Raw genomic sequence first — 17,718 nt, forward strand, 5'->3', positions numbered from 1 at the left:
TGCGCGTCCCTGAGAGTTCCACTCCGACGGGAGCTAATCCGTGAAAGACTTACTTAAGTTTCTGAAAGCGCAAACTAAGACCGAAGAGTTTGATGCGATCAAAATTGCTCTGGCCTCGCCAGACATGATCCGTTCATGGTCTTTTGGTGAAGTTAAAAAGCCGGAAACCATTAACTATCGTACCTTTAAGCCAGAGCGTGACGGCCTTTTCTGTGCCCGTATTTTCGGACCGGTAAAAGACTACGAATGCCTGTGCGGTAAGTACAAGCGTTTAAAACATCGCGGCGTGATCTGTGAGAAGTGTGGCGTTGAAGTTACACAGACCAAAGTACGTCGTGAGCGCATGGGCCACATTGAGTTGGCTTCACCTACTGCGCACATTTGGTTCCTGAAATCACTGCCTTCGCGTATCGGCTTGCTGCTGGATATGCCACTGCGTGATATCGAGCGCGTGCTGTACTTCGAATCTTATGTGGTTATCGAAGGCGGCATGACCAACCTGGAAAAACGTCAGATTCTGACGGAAGAGCAGTATCTTGACGCGCTGGAAGAGTTCGGTGACGAATTCGATGCGAAGATGGGTGCGGAAGCTATCCAGGCGCTGCTGAAAAATATGGATCTGGAGCAAGAGTGCGAGCAGCTGCGCGAAGAGCTGAACGAAACCAACTCCGAGACCAAACGTAAGAAGCTGACCAAGCGTATCAAGCTGCTGGAAGCGTTCGTTCAATCTGGTAACAAGCCAGAGTGGATGATCCTGACCGTTCTGCCGGTTCTGCCGCCAGATCTGCGTCCGCTGGTACCGCTGGATGGTGGTCGTTTCGCTACGTCGGATCTGAACGATCTGTATCGTCGCGTGATCAACCGTAACAACCGTCTGAAACGTCTGCTGGATCTGGCTGCGCCAGACATCATCGTACGTAACGAAAAACGTATGCTGCAGGAAGCGGTTGATGCACTGCTGGATAACGGCCGTCGCGGTCGCGCCATCACTGGCTCGAACAAGCGTCCGTTGAAATCTCTGGCAGACATGATCAAAGGTAAACAGGGTCGTTTCCGTCAGAACCTGTTGGGTAAACGTGTTGACTACTCTGGACGTTCAGTCATCACCGTTGGTCCATACCTGCGTCTGCATCAGTGCGGTCTGCCGAAGAAAATGGCTCTTGAGCTGTTCAAACCGTTCATTTACGGCAAGCTGGAACTGCGTGGCCTCGCCACCACCATCAAAGCCGCGAAGAAAATGGTTGAGCGCGAAGAAGCTGTCGTTTGGGATATCCTGGACGAAGTGATCCGCGAACACCCGGTACTGCTGAACCGTGCACCAACTCTGCACCGTTTGGGTATCCAGGCGTTTGAACCGGTTCTGATCGAAGGTAAAGCAATTCAGCTGCACCCGCTGGTTTGTGCGGCCTATAACGCCGACTTCGATGGTGACCAGATGGCTGTTCACGTACCGCTGACGCTGGAAGCCCAGCTGGAAGCGCGTGCGCTGATGATGTCGACCAACAACATTCTGTCACCAGCGAACGGCGAGCCAATCATCGTTCCTTCACAGGACGTTGTTCTGGGTCTGTACTACATGACCCGCGACAAAGTGAACGCCAAAGGCGAAGGCATGGTGCTGACTGGCCCGAAAGAAGCTGAGCGTGTTTATCGCGCTGGCCTGGCTGAGCTGCATGCACGCGTTAAAGTGCGTATCACTGAATACACCAAGAACGAGCAGGAAGAGTTCGTTGCGAAAACCAGCATTATCGACACCACCATTGGTCGTGCGATTCTGTGGATGATTGTACCGAAAGGCCTGCCTTACTCCATCGTCAACCAGGCGTTGGGTAAGAAAGCGATTTCCAAGATGCTGAACACTTGTTACCGCATCCTTGGCCTGAAGCCGACCGTTATCTTTGCTGACCAAACCATGTACACCGGTTTTGCTTATGCAGCCCGTTCAGGTGCCTCTGTCGGTATCGACGACATGGTGATCCCAGCGAAGAAAGCGGAAATCGTAGCGGAAGCGGAAGCGGAAGTTGCTGAGATTCAGGAACAGTTCCAGTCTGGTCTGGTAACTGCTGGCGAACGTTACAACAAAGTTATCGATATTTGGGCCGCCGCTAACGAACGCGTTTCCAAAGCGATGATGGATAACCTGCAAACTGAAACTGTGATTAACCGTCACGGCGAAGAAGAGCAGCAGGTATCGTTCAACAGCATCTACATGATGGCCGACTCCGGTGCGCGTGGTTCTGCTGCACAGATTCGTCAGCTGGCCGGTATGCGTGGTCTGATGGCTAAGCCAGATGGCTCAATCATCGAAACGCCGATCACCGCGAACTTCCGTGAAGGTTTGAACGTACTCCAGTACTTCATCTCCACGCACGGTGCGCGTAAAGGTCTTGCGGATACCGCACTGAAAACTGCTAACTCCGGTTATCTGACGCGTCGTCTGGTAGACGTAGCGCAGGATCTCGTGGTTACCGAAGATGACTGCGGCACGTTCGAAGGCATCATGATGACTCCGGTCATCGAAGGTGGCGATGTTAAAGAACCACTGCGTGAGCGTGTACTGGGTCGTGTAACGGCTGAAGACGTTCTGAAGCCGGGCACTGCAGATATCCTGATTCCGCGTAACACCCTGATCGATGAGCACTGGTGTGATGTGATCGAACTGAATTCAGTCGATGCCATCAAAGTGCGCTCGGTTGTTGGTTGTGAAACCGACTTCGGTGTATGTGCACACTGCTACGGTCGCGATCTGGCACGTGGTCACATCATCAATAAAGGTGAGGCCATCGGCGTTATCGCAGCACAGTCCATCGGTGAGCCGGGTACTCAGCTGACGATGCGTACGTTCCACATCGGTGGTGCGGCATCTCGTGCGGCTGCTGAATCCAGCATCCAGGTGAAGAACAAAGGTACTATCAAGCTGACCAACGCGAAGTCAGTAACCAACTCCTCAGGGAAACTGGTTATCGTTTCACGTAACGTTGAGCTGAAAATGATCGACGAGTTCGGTCGTACCAAAGAGAGCTATAAAGTGCCTTACGGTGCGGTCATGGCGAAAGGTGACGGTGAGCAGGTTGCAGCGGGCGAGACCGTAGCAAACTGGGATCCGCATACCATGCCGGTCATTACTGAAGTGGGCGGTTTCATTCGCTTCACTGACATGATCGACGGCCAGACCATTACCCGTCAGACTGACGACTTAACCGGTCTGTCATCGCTGGTGGTTCTGGACTCTGCAGAACGTACTGCGGGTGGTAAAGATCTGCGTCCTGCGCTGAAAATTATTGATGCCAACGGAAATGATGTGCTGATCCCAGGTACCGATATGCCAGCTCAGTACTTCCTGCCGGGCAAAGCGATTGTTCAGCTGGAAGATGGCGTTAAGATCAGTGCCGGTGACACGCTGTCGCGTGTTCCGCAGGAATCTGGCGGTACCAAGGATATTACCGGTGGTCTGCCGCGCGTTGCTGACTTGTTCGAAGCGCGTCGTCCGAAAGAGCCAGCAATCCTGGCGGAGATCAGCGGTATCATCTCCTTCGGTAAAGAGACCAAAGGTAAGCGTCGTCTGGTGATTACGCCGGTTGATGGTAGCGATCCGTACGAAGAGATGATTCCAAAATGGCGTCAGCTTAACGTATTCGAAGGTGAGCGCGTAGAACGTGGTGACGTCGTATCTGACGGCCCAGAGTCTCCGCACGACATCCTGCGTCTGCGTGGCGTCCATGCTGTGACCCGTTACATCACTAACGAAGTGCAGGAAGTTTACCGTCTGCAAGGCGTTAAGATTAACGATAAACACATTGAAGTCATCGTTCGTCAGATGCTGCGTAAAGCAACTATCTCGAGCGTGGGAAGCACCGACTTCCTAGAAGGTGAGCAGGCTGAATACTCTCGCATCAAGATCTCTAACCGTGAACTTGAAGCGAATGGCAAAATCGGCGCGACGTTCATGCGCGATCTGCTGGGTATCACCAAAGCGTCACTGGCAACTGAATCGTTCATCTCTGCAGCATCGTTCCAGGAGACCACACGTGTCCTGACCGAAGCAGCAGTAGCAGGCAAGCGCGACGAACTGCGCGGCCTGAAAGAGAACGTGATCGTGGGTCGTCTGATCCCAGCCGGTACCGGTTATGCTTATCACCAGGATCGTATGCGTCGCCGCTCTGCGGGTGAAGCACCGGTTGCACCGCAGGTTACTGCAGATGAAGCCTCTGCTAGCCTGGCAGAATTGCTGAACGCCGGTCTGGGCGGAAGCGACGACGAGTAATTCGTCTGCTAAAGCTGACCAATAAAAAACCCTGCCTCGGCAGGGTTTTTTTTCGTCGCAATTTTGTCAGAACTTACGGCAGACGTCGTCACGTGTGAGTCCGATATCACGAAGCTGGTTATCACTCAATTTTGACAGGATACGATGAGTGTCACGCCGTGCTTTCCAGTTTTTCACCATGCGCACTGCGCCGCGAAAAATATCCAGTAAAGTTACATCAAAAGGTTTAGCTGCGCGGTTTTGATCGAATTCCATTATTCTTGCCCTCAGTATGTTGCCTGAGATGCATTGTCCAATTCCTACGCATTATGATACAGACGCAAAAAACACTTATCTTTAACATACAGATTGCCATTCAATAGATCTGAATGGTAATAATGCTGGGTATCTGTACTGGTTTTATGTGATTACTCGCTGGTTGAGGCATACGATGACGCGTTACCAACATTTAGCATGTCTGCTCTCCGATCGGATAGAGCAAGGGCTGTATCGCAGCGGCGAACGTTTACCATCGGTACGCACGCTCAGCCTGGAACACGGTGTGAGCATCAGCACGGTGCAGCAGGCGTATCATCTGTTGGAAGAGAAACAGCTGATCGTGCCGCAGCCGCGTTCCGGTTATTTCGTTGCAACGCGTAAAGCTACGCCGCCCGTACCCGCCTTAACCCGACCTGCACAGCGTCCGGTAGAGATTACCCAGTGGGAATCGGTACTGGAGCTGCTCAGCAGCCGGACTAATAGCGATGTACTGCAACTCGGAAGCGGCATGCCCGATTTGACTCAGCCAACACTGAAACCGCTGTGGAAAATTCAAAGCCGCATGGCGCAGAAACAGGATGTTGATCAACTCAACTATGACAGCTTGCTGGGCGTTGCAGCGTTGCGCGAACAGGTCGCACGACTGACGATCGATAGCGGTTGCCAGCTTACTGCTGAAGATATCGTGATCACCACCGGCTGCCATGAAGCGTTGTCGATCTCCATTCGTGCAATATGCCAGGCGGGAGACATCATTGCTGTCGAATCGCCCACTTTTCACGGCACCATGCAGACCTTGCGTGGCTTCGGCATTCGCGCCATTGAGATTCCCACCGATTCGGTGACGGGTATCAGTCTGGAAGCGCTGGAACTCGCATTCGAGCAGTGGCCGATTAAAGCGGTGGTAGTGGTGCCGAATTGTAATAACCCGCTGGGCTTTATCATGCCCGAATCTCGCAAACGTGTGCTGGTAACGCTGGCGCAGCGTTTCGATGCCGCGATTATTGAAGACGATGTGTATGGCGAACTGGCGTGGGAATATCCGCGCCCCGTTACCATCAAATCGCTGGATCAGGATGGCCGCGTGTTGCTGTGCAGTTCGTTCTCCAAGACGCTGGCGCCGGGATTGCGCGTGGGTTGGGTAGCGCCAGGGCGCTATCGCGATCGCGTACTGCATATGAAGTACATCAGTACCGGTTCGACGGCAACACAGCCTCAGCATGCGGTCGCCGAATTTATTCGCCTTGGTCACTATCTGCCGCACCTGCGGCGCATGCGTCAGGTGTATCAACGTAACTATGAAACCTTTAGCTGCTGGGTGCGCCACTATTTCCCGTGCGGAATATGCGTGTCGCGTCCGCAGGGCAGCTTCCTGATGTGGATTGAGTTGCCAGAGGCGTTTGACGCGGTAAGACTGAATAACGAGTTGCGTGAGCTGAACATGCAGGTCGCGGTGGGGTCGCTGTTTTCGGCCTCGGGCAAATATCGTAACTGCCTGCGCCTGAATTACGGTTTGCCAATGAATGAACATACAGAGCAGGCGATAGCCCAACTCGGTGCAGCAGTAGAACGTGCCATGCTGGCCTGTGGTGTTGAAACTGTGCATACCGCCTCCCTGACGTAATAGAGAAAGGCAGGGCTGGGAGAGGTTAAGACCAGCCCTGGCCCGCTGCAAGCGACAGCGGGCAGGCACACTTTAGCCTTGTCAGGACAGGATGCTAGCCGTCACATCCTACTGCTGCGCGGCAGATTCCAGCATTTCATCAAAACTTACAACGCGTTACATCGCCTCTGCGGGTTCGATTCCGTTTTCAACCAGCGTCAGCAGCTCCTGCGTTGCTGCGCGCCAGTCTGCTGCCTGAGTAATCGCACTTACCACCGCAATGCTGCCAACGCCTGTTGCCAGAACTTCAGATACGCGCGCCAGTGAAATACCACCAATCGCCACGGTTGGCACACCCTGCAACCGTGCCAGATGACGTTTCAATTCCACCACGCCCTGCGGAGCTGATGGCATGTCTTTAGTTTGCGTGGGATAAATGTGGCCAAGTGCAATGTAAGAAGGGCGCAGCGCGAGCGCGCGGTCCAGTTCGGCATCATCATGCGTCGATAAACCCAGGCGCAATCCTGCCTCACGAATCGCCGCCAGATCGGCAACATCGAGGTCTTCCTGGCCAAGGTGCACACCATAAGCATGGTGTTTGATGGCTAAGCGCCAGTAATCATTGATAAACAGGCGTGCACGATACTGCTTGCCGAGCACAATTGCCTCGCGCACCGCATCTTCAACTTCATGATCCTCGCAATCTTTGATGCGTAGCTGGAGGGTGCGCACCCCGGCTTCTAGCAGGCGCGCGATCCATTCCACGCTATCAACAACCGGATACAGCCCCAGCTTCGGGGCCGTGGCAGGAAAGGCGTCGGTCATACATTTTCCTCTTTAAGGGTATCGGCAGCGTGATAAATCTCGCCGCCACGATTGCGGAAAGCATCCGCCATTTGCGCCATGCCGATTTCAATCGGCTGAGCTTCAGCCTGTTGGCGTGCAGCAAACTCGCGTACTTCCTGGGTGATTTTCATTGAGCAGAATTTTGGGCCGCACATTGAACAAAAGTGCGCCACTTTTCCCGATTCCTGCGGCAAGGTTTCATCGTGATAGGCGCGCGCAGTGTGCGGATCGAGCGCCAGATTGAACTGATCTTCCCAACGGAATTCAAAGCGCGCTTTCGACATCGCATTGTCGCGGATCTGCGCGCCCGGGTGGCCTTTCGCCAGATCCGCCGCGTGCGCAGCGATCTTGTAGGTGATCAGCCCCTGCTTCACATCCTCTTTATTCGGTAAGCCGAGGTGCTCTTTCGGCGTCACGTAGCACAGCATGGCGCAGCCAAACCAGCCAATCATCGCGGCACCGATGCCGGAAGTGAAGTGGTCGTAACCCGGTGCGATGTCGGTGGTGAGCGGGCCGAGCGTGTAAAATGGCGCTTCGTGGCAGTGTTCCAGCTGTTCGGTCATGTTGCGGCGAATCATCTGCATCGGTACATGCCCGGGGCCTTCAATCATCACCTGCACATCGTATTCCCAGGCAATTTTGGTCAGTTCACCCAGCGTATGAAGCTCGGCAAACTGGGCTGCATCATTGGCATCCTGAATTGAGCCGGGACGCAGGCCATCGCCGAGCGACAGGGCCACATCGTAGGCGGCGCAGATTTCACAAATCTCGCGGAAGTGCAGATAGAGAAAGCTTTCAGTGTGATGTGACAAACACCATTTCGCCATAATCGATCCGCCGCGAGACACAATGCCGGTGAGACGTTTAGCCGTCATTGGCACATAGCGCAGCAGCACACCAGCGTGGATGGTGAAGTAATCGACGCCTTGCTCCGCTTGTTCTAACAGCGTATCGCGGAAAATGTCCCAGTTGAGGTCTTCCGCAATTCCATTCACCTTTTCCAGCGCCTGATAAATTGGCACCGTACCAATCGGCACCGGGCTGTTACGCAGAATCCATTCACGCGTTTCATGGATGTAGCGGCCGGTTGAGAGATCCATCACGGTGTCTGCGCCCCATCGCGTTGACCACACCAGTTTCTCCACTTCTTCTTCAATCGATGAACTTACCGCCGAATTGCCGATATTGGCATTCACCTTCACCAGGAAGTTGCGGCCAATAATCATCGGTTCAGATTCGGGGTGGTTGATGTTGGAAGGAATAATGGCGCGACCGCTGGCCACTTCCTGGCGGACAAATTCAGCGGTGATATTTTCCGGCAGATTGGCACCAAAGCTATGTCCGGGATGCTGTTGTAGCAGTACTTCACTGCGAATACGCTCGCGGCCCATGTTTTCACGCAGTGCGATGAACTCCATCTCCGGTGTGATGATGCCCTGGCGAGCATAGTGCAGTTGGGTAACGCAGCGTCCCGCTTTGGCACGACGCGGTTGCGGCAGATGCTCAAAACGCAAATGATCCAAGCCTTCATCCGCCAGACGCTGTTGGGTGTAACGGGAACTCAGCTGGTGGATAGTTTCACTGTCACCACGTTCGGCGATCCACTCTGCGCGTAGCCTGGCGAGCCCTTGGTGGACATCAATAGTGGCTTCTGGATCACCATAAGCGCCGGCAGTGTCATATACCGGCACCGCTTCATTCTGCTCAAACTGCGGATGATCTTTGCTGCCGCCGATGTGCGTCGGGCTCAGCTGTATCTCGCGCATCGGTACGCGAATATCCGCGCGGCTGCCGATGATCCAGATGCGTTTTGAATGAGGGAAAGCGGTTCCCTGCAGGGAATCGATAAATTCCTGTGCCTGAGCACGTTGTTCACGACGAGAAGTTTTAACAGCAGACATAGCAAGTTTCCTGTGAATGTTGGAAGTTGCTTGTCCAGAGTTCGGAAGGAGTAACAGAAACGATGCTGGGCGCCAACGTGCATCGTGCTGATGATGTCTACTCTTGTTCCCTTCGCAGGTACTAACCTGATCAGGTTCCGCGGATCCCGAATTAACGGTCTCAGCCCCACTGGGCACTCCGACAAGTTGGTGTTTTACGATATAAGCTACTTTGCTTGCTATTTCACGCCTGGGCAGTGCTCGTGACCGTCACGTACTACGTGTACGCTCCGGTCCCTGCGCGCCGTCCGAGCGTGAACTCGCTGCGCACGCTACGCTTATATCGCAAAATTTGGCTCTTGATTGTCGTTAAAGAGGACAATAAAAAAGCCCATTTAGCATAAGAGGGCTTTTTTCGAATAACAAGTTTTTTACAACAGCGGGCATTCAAGCCGGGCGGGCGATGATGCTGTCATTGGCAACCGGTAGATGCGCCAGCTGATTATCCCAGGCGAGTTGTACCAGCTTATCTTCCAGCGTGAAACGTGATTCCAGCACTTCGCCGACTTCCGAGAGCGCCGTTTGAAAATCCACGCAATTATCGTCGTTGATAGCCTGCTGCAGGTGGCTGTCGTAGAGCTGCATCATGTGGTCTGTATTCGCCTCTAATGCCGGATAGATCTGCGCGGCAACCATCAGCGGGTTATCACCCTGCATCTCACTAATAATGTGTTCATACACGCTGAAATGACCGGTTGAAAGGTAGTCCACCAGATTGTGGCAAAAGGCATCGAGTGCCTGTTCATCCAGCGTGGTTAACGCATCTTTTTGTGGCTTCATGCCAATAAGCTCATAGTACGTGACGAGCAACTGTCGGCGGGCATGCAACCATGAATCAACCAATTCATTTCCGCCGCCTACACGCTCTGTCAGGTCATCTAACTGGTTAAGCATATGGGGCTCCAGGTAGGTTATAGTTGTTTATTACACACTTAATATTAGAGTTTCAGCGTGTGGTTTGACGCTAAGGACAACGATTAAGATGCAACGTGAGATCTCAAGCTTAGACGCTGGATGGTGGATTGTCAGCCATGAGCAAAAACTTTGGTTGCCGCAAGGCGAGCTGCCGCATGGCTTATCCACCGAGTTTGGACTCAGTGGCAGCCACGCGATTTTGATTGGCGAATGGCAGGGCGAAAATGTCTGGCTGGTGCGGGAAGCGCGGCCGGATAGCATGGGCTCGGTGCGCCAACTGATTGATGAAGATGTCGGCCTGTTCCAAATCGCCGGGCGCGGCGTGCAACTGGCGGAGTTCTATCGGTCGCATCGCTGGTGCGGCTATTGCGGCCATGAAATGCACATCAGCAAGCGCGAATTTGCTTGTCTGTGCAATCACTGCCGCGAGCGCTATTACCCGCAAATTGCACCGTGCATCATCGTGGCCATCCGCCGGGGTGATGAGATCCTGCTCGCCAATCATGCGCGTCATCGTAACAACATTTACACCGTGCTGGCGGGCTTTGTCGAAGTGGGTGAGACCTTAGAACAAGCGGTGGCGCGCGAAGTGATGGAGGAGAGCAACGTGCGGGTGAAAAACGTGCGCTACGTTACTTCGCAACCCTGGCCGTTCCCACATTCACTGATGATGGCGTATATGGCGGAATATGACGGCGGTGATCTGCAACACGATGGCAAAGAGTTGCTGGATGCCGGTTGGTATCGCTATGACGATTTACCGCTTCTGCCGCCGCCCGGCACCGTTGCGCGTCGCCTGATTGAAGATACCGTTGCCCTGTGTCGCGCCAGCGCGACGTGAAAATGCTACACTGCCGGCCTTAGCATGAGAGAGCCCATTATGAGTGAACTGAAGAACGATCGTTATCTGCGCGCCCTGTTACGTCAACCGGTAGATGTCACGCCGGTATGGATGATGCGACAAGCCGGGCGTTATTTGCCGGAGTACAAAGCCACGCGCGCTGAAGCCGGTGATTTTATGTCGCTGTGTAAGAATGCCGAGCTGGCATGTGAAGTTACGCTGCAGCCGCTGCGTCGCTATGCGCTGGACGCGGCGATCCTCTTCAGCGATATCCTCACCATTCCGGATGCAATGGGACTTGGGCTCTACTTTGAAACCGGCGAAGGCCCGCGTTTCTCCAATCCGATCACCTGCCGCGCGGATGTCGACAAGCTGCCGGTACCGGATCCCGAGCAAGAGCTCGGCTATGTGATGAACGCGGTGCGGACTATTCGTCACAACCTTAAGGGCGAAGTGCCGCTGATTGGCTTCTCAGGCAGTCCGTGGACGCTGGCGACCTACATGGTGGAAGGCGGCAGCAGTAAAGCCTTCACGAAAATTAAAAAGATGATGTACGCCGAGCCGCAAACTCTCCACCTGCTGCTGGATAAGCTGGCGGACAGCGTCATTCTCTACCTCAATGCGCAGATTAAAGCGGGCGCGCAGTCAATCATGGTCTTCGATACCTGGGGCGGCGTGCTGACCGGGCGCGATTATCGTGAATTCTCGCTGTACTACATGCACAAAATCGTTGATAGCGTGCTGCACGAGAACGAAGGTCGCCGCGTACCGATTACGCTGTTCACCAAAGGTGGCGGCCAGTGGTTGGAAGCGATCGCCGCAACCGGCTGTGATGCGCTGGGACTGGACTGGACAACCGATATTGCTGATGCGCGTCGTCGCGTGGGCGATAAAGTGGCACTGCAGGGCAACATGGATCCCTCCATGCTGTATGCACCGCCAGCGCGTATCGAGCAGGAAGTGGCAGGGATCCTTGAAGGGTTTGGCACGGGTGAAGGCCATGTGTTTAACCTGGGTCACGGGATCCATCCTGACGTGCCGCCAGAACATGCTGGTGCGTTTGTGGAAGCGGTACATCGTCTGTCACGTCCTTATCATCAGGGTTAATCGTGGATTTAGCCGCCCTTCGCCAGGAACAGTTACAACGCGCTGCTGATGTGGTGCGGCAGGATGATTTTGACGTGCTGCCGCCACGCTTTATTGGTGGCGCCGACGTTGGTTTTGAGCAGGGTGGCGAGATTACGCGCGCCGCCCTGGTGATCCTTGAGTATCCTTCTTTAACGCTGGTGGAACATCGCATTGCACGCATTGCTACCACCATGCCGTATATTCCGGGCTTCTTATCCTTTCGCGAAATGCCGGCGCTGCTGGAAGCATGGCAGCAGCTCTCGCAGCGGCCCGATCTGCTGTTTGTTGATGGTCATGGTATTTCCCATCCACGTCGGCTTGGCGTGGCGGCGCATTTCGGTTCGCTGGTGGATGTGCCAACCATTGGCGTAGCGAAGAAGCGTCTGTGCGGACGTTTTGCCGAACTGGATGCCGAGCCAGGCAGCCGTCAGCCGTTGATCGACAAAGGTGAGCAGATTGGCTGGGTGTGGCGCAGTAAAGCGCGCTGTAATCCGTTGTTTATCTCCACCGGCCATCGCGTTAGCCTCGACAGCGCTTTGCATTGGGTGGAAGTCTGTACCGCGGGCTATCGCCTGCCGGAACCGACGCGCTGGGCGGATGCTGTCGCCTCGGGACGCCCGGCTTTCCTGCGTTGGCAAAATGCGCGTTAACGCTGTTTGCACCCGGCTTTTGCGGTACACTGCCGCCAGCTAACCTATTGAGAGTAAGTTTGATGTTACAGAACCCCGTCCATTTGCGTCTGGCGAAGCTGGAAAGCTGGCAGCATATGACTTTCATGGCCTGTCTCTGCGAGCGCATGTTCCCCAACTATTGGGCTTTCTGCCAGCAGACCGAATTCGCCGATCCGCAACTCTATCGCCGTATCCTTGATCTGATCTGGGAAAGCCTGACGGTCAAAGACGCCAAAATCAATTTCGACGGTCAGCTGGAGAAATTTGAAGGCGCGATCCCTGACGGTGACGATTTTGACGTTTACGGCGTGCACCCGGCAATCGATGCGTGCGTGGCATTAAGTGAATTACTGCATGCGCAGCTCAGCGGTGAAACGCTGGAGCACGCGGTTGAAGTCAGCCGCACTTCGATCACCACCGTGGCGATTCTGGAAATGACCCAGGCCGGTCGCGAAATGACCGACGAAGAGCTGCGTGAAAATCAGGCTGTCATCGATGAATGGGACCTGCAGTGGGAGATTTTCCGCCTGCTGTCAGAGTGCGAGGAACGCGACCTGGAATTGATTAAAGGTCTGCGTGCAGACCTGCGCGAAGCGGGAATCAGTAACATCGGTATACTTTTTCAGCAATAAGGCAAGAAAACGTGACTTCAGGCCCGAATTACCGCGCCTGGAGGCTTCACATCGGCCCCCTGTCTGGTCTACATTTGGGGGGCTGAAAATTGTGGCTATCGGTGCGTGCCGGCTGAACAAGGCCTGAGAATGGCTTTTCCCTCGCACTCGTTGCTTAGCAAGCGATAAATACACTTTAAGGATAACTTATGAACAAGACTCAACTGATTGATGTGATCGCAGAGAAAGCTGACCTGTCTAAAACCCAGGCTAAGACTGCGCTGGAATCTACCCTGGCTGCGATCACTGAGTCTCTGAAAGAAGGTGATGCTGTACAACTGGTTGGTTTTGGTACTTTTAAAGTGAACCACCGCGCTGAGCGTACCGGTCGCAACCCGCAGACTGGCAAAGAGATCAAAATCGCTGCGGCAAACGTACCTGCGTTCGTTTCAGGCAAAGCTCTGAAAGACGCTGTTAAGTAAGTTTCCGCATTGCGGTTTAGCTTTAAAAGAGGGGGCGTTAGCGCCCCTTTTTGTTGCCGGGACCTGCCATGCTGAATCCAATTTCTCAGCGCGTCTGCGCCCTGTTATTTGGTGCGCTGCTTACGGGCTGTAGCTCCACTCCCGATCTTCCTGCCTTTACGGCGAGCGGCTATCTGGCCGATCGCGGCACCGTGCGCATCTGGCGCAAGAATAGTGACCATGAGGCTGTCCATCTCCGAACCGTCTTTACGCCGTTCAATGGTGATGCGATGGAGACCACCGATTACAACTGGCAGCAGCAGAAGCTGATTAGCGTAGAGCGGCGTGTCGCTGGCGCACAGCCGGACGACGTGACCTTACGCTTCGATCATCAAGGCAATCTCAATTTCATGCAGCGCCAGCTGGCTGGTCGACGTGAAGCGGTCAGTGCCGATAGCGTAGAGTTGTATCGCTTCGATGCGCAGCGCATGTTGGACCAAAGTAATGCCTTGCTGGAAGGGCGGGTATTGCTACGGCAGGGCCATTGGCTGGGTGATAATCAGGTGCGAGAATGCGACGATAAAGTGGTGAACGCGGCCTTTGATCGCGACACGCTGTATGCGCTCGCGCGCCAGCAGCAAGGCCATGCCGCGCCATTAATGGTGTCGTGGCTGGAAGCGCCGGAAGGGGTGCAGTTACTACGCACGACGCCGGATGACGAATGTAGCTGGCAGCCGCAAGAGAGCGATTTCTGACGGGTGAATAACAGAAGGGGCACGTGCACTGCCCCTTCGCGTATTTATTTGCGGTTAATTGCGCGGTAACCGATATCGCGGCGACAGAAGCTGCCATCCCACGAGATATGTTGCGCCAGTGCATAAGCATTCTGCTGCGCAGCAGCGACATCGTCGCCCAGCGCGGTTACGCACAGCACACGGCCACCGTTGGTGACCACCAAATCGTCTTTCATAGTGGTACCGGCATGGAAGACTTTGCCGTCCGGCACTTCTTCCAGCGGCAGACCGTGAATCTGATCGCCGGTGCGGTAATCGCCCGGATAGCCGCCCGCCGCTAATACCACGCCCAGTGATGGACGCGGATCCCACTGTGAGGTTTGCTGATCCAGTTTGCCGTCGGTAGCTGCCAGGCACAGCTCAACCAGATCCGACTGCAGACGCAGCATGATCGGTTGGGTTTCTGGATCGCCAAAGCGGCAGTTGAATTCGATCACTTTTGGCTGGCCGGCTTTATCGATCATCAAACCGGCATACAGGAAACCGGTATAAATGTTGCCTTCTGCCTTCATGCCGTTAACGGTTGGCCAGATGATCTGATCCATCACGCGCTGGTGGATCTCATCGGTTACCACGGGTGCCGGAGAATAAGCGCCCATGCCACCGGTATTTGGGCCGGTATCGCCATCGCCGACACGTTTGTGATCCTGGCTGGTGGCCATCGGCAGCACATTGTTGCCGTCAACCATGACGATAAAGCTGGCTTCTTCGCCATCAAGGAACTCTTCAATCACAATGCGGTGACCTGCATCGCCGAACGCATTGCCGGCCAACATGTCTTGCACTGCGGCTTCTGCTTCAGCCAGTTCCATCGCCACGATCACGCCTTTACCTGCAGCCAGACCGTCAGCTTTGATGACGATCGGTGCGTCTTTCTCACGCAGATACGCCAGCGCAGGTTCCACTTCGGTGAAGTTCTGGTACTCGGCGGTTGGGATCTGCTGACGCGCGAGGAAATCTTTGGTGAAGGCCTTTGAGCCTTCCAGCTGAGCAGCGGCCTGCGTTGGGCCAAAGATCTTCAGACCTGCGGCACGGAATGCGTCAACCACGCCAATGACCAGCGGCGCTTCCGGACCGACGATAGTCAGATCGATCTTTTCCTGCTGCGCAAAAGCTAACAGTGCGGGAACGTCGGTAGCGCTGATGGCCACGTTTTGCAGCGCTGGCTCGAGTGCGGTGCCGGCATTGCCTGGTGCGACAAACACGGTTTCCGCCAGCGGCGACTGTGCTGCTTTCCACGCAAGCGCGTGTTCACGTCCGCCGTTACCAATCACTAAAATTTTCATCTGTACTGCTCCCAACAATTAATGGCGGAAATGACGCATGTCGGTGAAGATCATCGCGATACCGTGCTCATCAGCTGCGGCAATCACTTCATCATCACGGATTGAACCACCCGGTTGAATCACACAGCTGATGCCGACCGCCGCTGCGGCGTCGATACCGTCACGGAACGGGAAGAATGCGTCAGACGCCATCGCCGAACCTTTCACTTCCAGGCCTTCATCACCCGCTTTAATGCCAGCGATTTTGGCTGAATAGACACGGCTCATCTGACCGGCGCCAATGCCGATAGTCATATTATCGCGTGCATAAACAATGGCATTGGATTTAACGAATTTCGCCACTTTCCAGCAGAACAGCGCATCACGCAGTTCCTGCTCAGTTGGCTGGCGCTTGCTAACAACGCGCAGTTGGCTGGCTTCCACCATACCTAAATCACGATCCTGCACCAGCACGCCACCGTTTACGCGTTTGAAATCCAGCGCCGCAACGCGGCCTTGCCACTGGCCGCATACCAGAACGCGCACGTTCTGTTTAGCGGCGGTCACTTTCAATGCCGCTTCACTGGCGGACGGAGCAATGATCACTTCCACAAACTGGCGGCTGATGATGGCCTGCGCGGTAGCTTCGTCGAGTTCGCGGTTGAAGGCAATGATGCCGCCGAACGCGGAAGTCGGGTCAGTTTTGTAGGCACGTTCGTAAGCGTCGAGAATCGAACCGCCAACCGCGACACCACATGGGTTGGCGTGTTTGACGATGACACACGCCGCTTCGTCAAACTCTTTCACGCACTCAAGTGCAGCATCGGTATCGGCGATATTGTTGTAGGAGAGCGCTTTACCCTGAACCTGCTGCGCAGTAGCAACGGAAGCTTCCGCCACATTCTCTTCTATATAGAAGGCAGCATCCTGATGGCTGTTCTCGCCGTAACGCATATCCTGCTTCTTGATGAAGTTGAGATTCAGCGTACGTGGGAAGCGGCCGGCAGGTTCTTTGCTGTCGCCGTGATAAGCCGGAACCAGGCTACCGAAGTAGTTGGCAATCATGCTGTCGTAGGCGGCAGTGTGTTCGAAGGCTTTTATGGCCAGATCGAAACGCGTTTCCAGCGTAAGTGAGTTTTCATTACCATCCAGCTCGGCAATGATCGCCTCGTAATCGCTGCTCTTCACCACAATCGCGACGTCTTTATGGTTCTTGGCTGCGGAGCGAACCATAGTTGGACCACCAATATCGATGTTCTCTACTGCGTCAGCTAACGAGCAATCAGGTTTGGCAACGGTTTGGGCGAAGGGATAAAGGTTCACAACCACCATGTCGATAGGGTTGATGGCGTGTTGTGCCATGATCGCATCATCCTGGCCGCGACGGCCTAAAATGCCACCGTGCACTTTCGGGTGCAGCGTTTTGACGCGTCCATCCATCATTTCCGGGAAACCGGTGTAGTCAGAAACTTCGGTGACGGGCAGGCCCGCATCTGCCAGCAGACGTGCAGTACCGCCTGTGGAGAGCAGCTCAACACCACGACTGGAGAGTGCCTGAGCAAATTCGAGGATACCGGCTTTATCAGAGACACTGAGCAGAGCGCGGCGTACAGGACGACGTTGTTGCATGGTGGTTTTATCCCTTGGCTTTGTTTCGCGTAAAAAAGAGCGTTACATCAAGCTTAGTGTCTTTCTTCTATATAGAAGGAAGCACTTGCCTCATGTAACGCCCCAAAAGGGGCATCCTTGACGTCGCCGGGCATTGTAGCGAAAACGTTTGCGTGATGCTCGCCTAAATTCATTTGTGCACTTGTGTGTGGATAACTATGTGCGTAACTGCGTATAAGGCGGGGTTTTGCTGTGGAATGCAGCGAACGGTTGTTTTTATTGAATTTAGCGGTTGCGTGCTGAGAACAACTCCCTATAATGCGCATCCATCAACACGGCACAACGGCTTACGAAATGTGGTGTTGGTGAGGAAGCTTCGAAAGAACTTCCGCCGGATGAAAACGCTGAAAAAAGTGTTTGACTCTGAAGGAGGAAAGCGTAATATACGCCACCTCGCGACAGGCGGTTAACCCGCTGTTCGCAACGCTCTTTAACAATTTATCAGACAATCTG

Annotated in this window: 14 protein-coding genes and 1 riboswitch; of the genes, 8 read left to right on the plus strand and 6 right to left on the minus strand. The window is 54.4% G+C overall.

Annotation, left to right across the window (positions count from 1 at the left end):
* The first annotated feature begins 40 nt into the window (after positions 1 to 40).
* Entirely contained in the window at positions 41 to 4,264 is a 4,224-nt protein-coding gene (gene rpoC, locus WFL93_RS23735) for a DNA-directed RNA polymerase subunit beta' (protein WP_007886289.1), read from the plus strand.
* 66 nt (positions 4,265 to 4,330) lie between these two features.
* Here the strand turns inward: rpoC and WFL93_RS23740 are convergent, their stop codons facing one another.
* On the minus strand, positions 4,331 to 4,519 hold the full coding sequence (locus WFL93_RS23740) for a DUF1127 domain-containing protein (protein ID WP_007886288.1): 189 nt from the start codon (positions 4,517 to 4,519) through the stop codon (positions 4,331 to 4,333).
* Positions 4,520 to 4,694: 175 nt separating this feature from the next.
* Between WFL93_RS23740 and WFL93_RS23745 the strand changes: the two genes are divergently transcribed.
* The gene (locus WFL93_RS23745) at positions 4,695 to 6,146 is read left to right on the plus strand and encodes an aminotransferase-like domain-containing protein (protein ID WP_336779179.1); all 1,452 of its coding nucleotides are present in this window, start codon (positions 4,695 to 4,697) and stop codon (positions 6,144 to 6,146) included.
* 156 nt (positions 6,147 to 6,302) lie between these two features.
* On the opposite strand, the gene thiE is transcribed toward WFL93_RS23745, so the two are convergent.
* The 3 genes from thiE to WFL93_RS23760 form a co-directional block, all read right to left on the minus strand.
* Positions 6,303 to 6,950 carry a thiamine phosphate synthase gene (gene thiE / locus WFL93_RS23750; protein WP_336779180.1) on the minus strand — a complete coding sequence of 216 codons (648 nt, stop codon included), beginning with the start codon at positions 6,948 to 6,950 and terminating at the stop codon, positions 6,303 to 6,305.
* Positions 6,947 to 8,872 carry a phosphomethylpyrimidine synthase ThiC gene (gene thiC, locus WFL93_RS23755; RefSeq protein WP_336779181.1) on the minus strand — a complete coding sequence of 642 codons (1,926 nt, stop codon included), beginning with the start codon at positions 8,870 to 8,872 and terminating at the stop codon, positions 6,947 to 6,949. Before thiC ends, thiE begins: the two co-directional genes overlap by 4 nt.
* Before the next feature lie 90 nt (positions 8,873 to 8,962).
* Positions 8,963 to 9,063, minus strand: a riboswitch (TPP riboswitch).
* A 235-nt stretch (positions 9,064 to 9,298) separates the two neighbouring features.
* Complete coding sequence (locus tag WFL93_RS23760) at positions 9,299 to 9,805, minus strand: Rsd/AlgQ family anti-sigma factor (protein WP_049853484.1); 507 nt, start codon at positions 9,803 to 9,805, stop codon at positions 9,299 to 9,301.
* 88 nt (positions 9,806 to 9,893) lie between these two features.
* Here WFL93_RS23760 and nudC point away from each other — a divergent pair, with 88 nt between their 5' ends.
* The 6 genes from nudC (at position 9,894) to WFL93_RS23790 (ending at position 14,293) form a co-directional block, all read left to right on the plus strand.
* A complete protein-coding gene (gene nudC, locus WFL93_RS23765) occupies positions 9,894 to 10,667 on the plus strand; it encodes an NAD(+) diphosphatase (protein WP_007886283.1) in 774 nt (257 codons plus the stop codon).
* Between the two features lie 39 nt (positions 10,668 to 10,706).
* A complete protein-coding gene (gene hemE, locus WFL93_RS23770; RefSeq protein WP_049853483.1) occupies positions 10,707 to 11,774 on the plus strand; it encodes a uroporphyrinogen decarboxylase in 1,068 nt (355 codons plus the stop codon).
* A 2-nt stretch (positions 11,775 to 11,776) separates the two neighbouring features.
* The gene (gene nfi / locus WFL93_RS23775) at positions 11,777 to 12,445 is read left to right on the plus strand and encodes a deoxyribonuclease V (protein ID WP_336779182.1); all 669 of its coding nucleotides are present in this window, start codon (positions 11,777 to 11,779) and stop codon (positions 12,443 to 12,445) included.
* Between the two features lie 62 nt (positions 12,446 to 12,507).
* Positions 12,508 to 13,098, plus strand: a complete 591-nt coding sequence (locus tag WFL93_RS23780; protein ID WP_180822843.1) for a YjaG family protein — start codon at positions 12,508 to 12,510, stop codon at positions 13,096 to 13,098.
* A gap of 188 nt (positions 13,099 to 13,286) precedes the next feature.
* Positions 13,287 to 13,559, plus strand: coding sequence for a nucleoid-associated protein HU-alpha (gene hupA, locus WFL93_RS23785; RefSeq protein ID WP_007886275.1), 273 nt, complete (start codon positions 13,287 to 13,289; stop codon positions 13,557 to 13,559).
* A gap of 68 nt (positions 13,560 to 13,627) precedes the next feature.
* Positions 13,628 to 14,293, plus strand: coding sequence for a DUF1481 domain-containing protein (locus tag WFL93_RS23790; RefSeq protein ID WP_336779183.1), 666 nt, complete (start codon positions 13,628 to 13,630; stop codon positions 14,291 to 14,293).
* 44 nt (positions 14,294 to 14,337) lie between these two features.
* Here WFL93_RS23790 and purD read toward each other — a convergent pair whose 3' ends face one another.
* Together purD and purH are read right to left on the minus strand one after the other, a co-directional pair.
* The gene (gene purD, locus WFL93_RS23795) at positions 14,338 to 15,618 is read right to left on the minus strand and encodes a phosphoribosylamine--glycine ligase (RefSeq protein ID WP_336779184.1); all 1,281 of its coding nucleotides are present in this window, start codon (positions 15,616 to 15,618) and stop codon (positions 14,338 to 14,340) included.
* 18 nt (positions 15,619 to 15,636) lie between these two features.
* Positions 15,637 to 17,226 carry a bifunctional phosphoribosylaminoimidazolecarboxamide formyltransferase/IMP cyclohydrolase gene (purH, locus tag WFL93_RS23800; RefSeq protein WP_336779185.1) on the minus strand — a complete coding sequence of 530 codons (1,590 nt, stop codon included), beginning with the start codon at positions 17,224 to 17,226 and terminating at the stop codon, positions 15,637 to 15,639.
* Positions 17,227 to 17,718: the final 492 nt, after the last annotated feature.

The organism is Pantoea sp. USHLN256, from assembly GCF_037149875.1.
Classification (GTDB): Bacteria; Pseudomonadota; Gammaproteobacteria; order Enterobacterales; family Enterobacteriaceae; genus Pantoea; species Pantoea nemavictus.

Bases quoted from the DNA above. Each gene is read 5' to 3' on its own strand.
- WFL93_RS23740 (WP_007886288.1), bottom strand. From the start codon at position 4,519: ATGGAATTCGATCAAAACCGCGCAGCTAAACCTTTTGATGTAACTTTA.
- WFL93_RS23745 (WP_336779179.1), top strand. From the start codon at position 4,695: ATGACGCGTTACCAACATTTAGCATGTCTGCTCTCCGATCGGATAGAG.
- thiE (WP_336779180.1), bottom strand. From the start codon at position 6,950: ATGACCGACGCCTTTCCTGCCACGGCCCCGAAGCTGGGGCTGTATCCG.
- thiC (WP_336779181.1), bottom strand. From the start codon at position 8,872: ATGTCTGCTGTTAAAACTTCTCGTCGTGAACAACGTGCTCAGGCACAG.
- WFL93_RS23760 (WP_049853484.1), bottom strand. From the start codon at position 9,805: ATGCTTAACCAGTTAGATGACCTGACAGAGCGTGTAGGCGGCGGAAAT.
- nudC (WP_007886283.1), top strand. From the start codon at position 9,894: ATGCAACGTGAGATCTCAAGCTTAGACGCTGGATGGTGGATTGTCAGC.
- hemE (WP_049853483.1), top strand. From the start codon at position 10,707: ATGAGTGAACTGAAGAACGATCGTTATCTGCGCGCCCTGTTACGTCAA.
- WFL93_RS23780 (WP_180822843.1), top strand. From the start codon at position 12,508: ATGTTACAGAACCCCGTCCATTTGCGTCTGGCGAAGCTGGAAAGCTGG.
- hupA (WP_007886275.1), top strand. From the start codon at position 13,287: ATGAACAAGACTCAACTGATTGATGTGATCGCAGAGAAAGCTGACCTG.
- WFL93_RS23790 (WP_336779183.1), top strand. From the start codon at position 13,628: ATGCTGAATCCAATTTCTCAGCGCGTCTGCGCCCTGTTATTTGGTGCG.
- purD (WP_336779184.1), bottom strand. From the start codon at position 15,618: ATGAAAATTTTAGTGATTGGTAACGGCGGACGTGAACACGCGCTTGCG.
- purH (WP_336779185.1), bottom strand. From the start codon at position 17,226: ATGCAACAACGTCGTCCTGTACGCCGCGCTCTGCTCAGTGTCTCTGAT.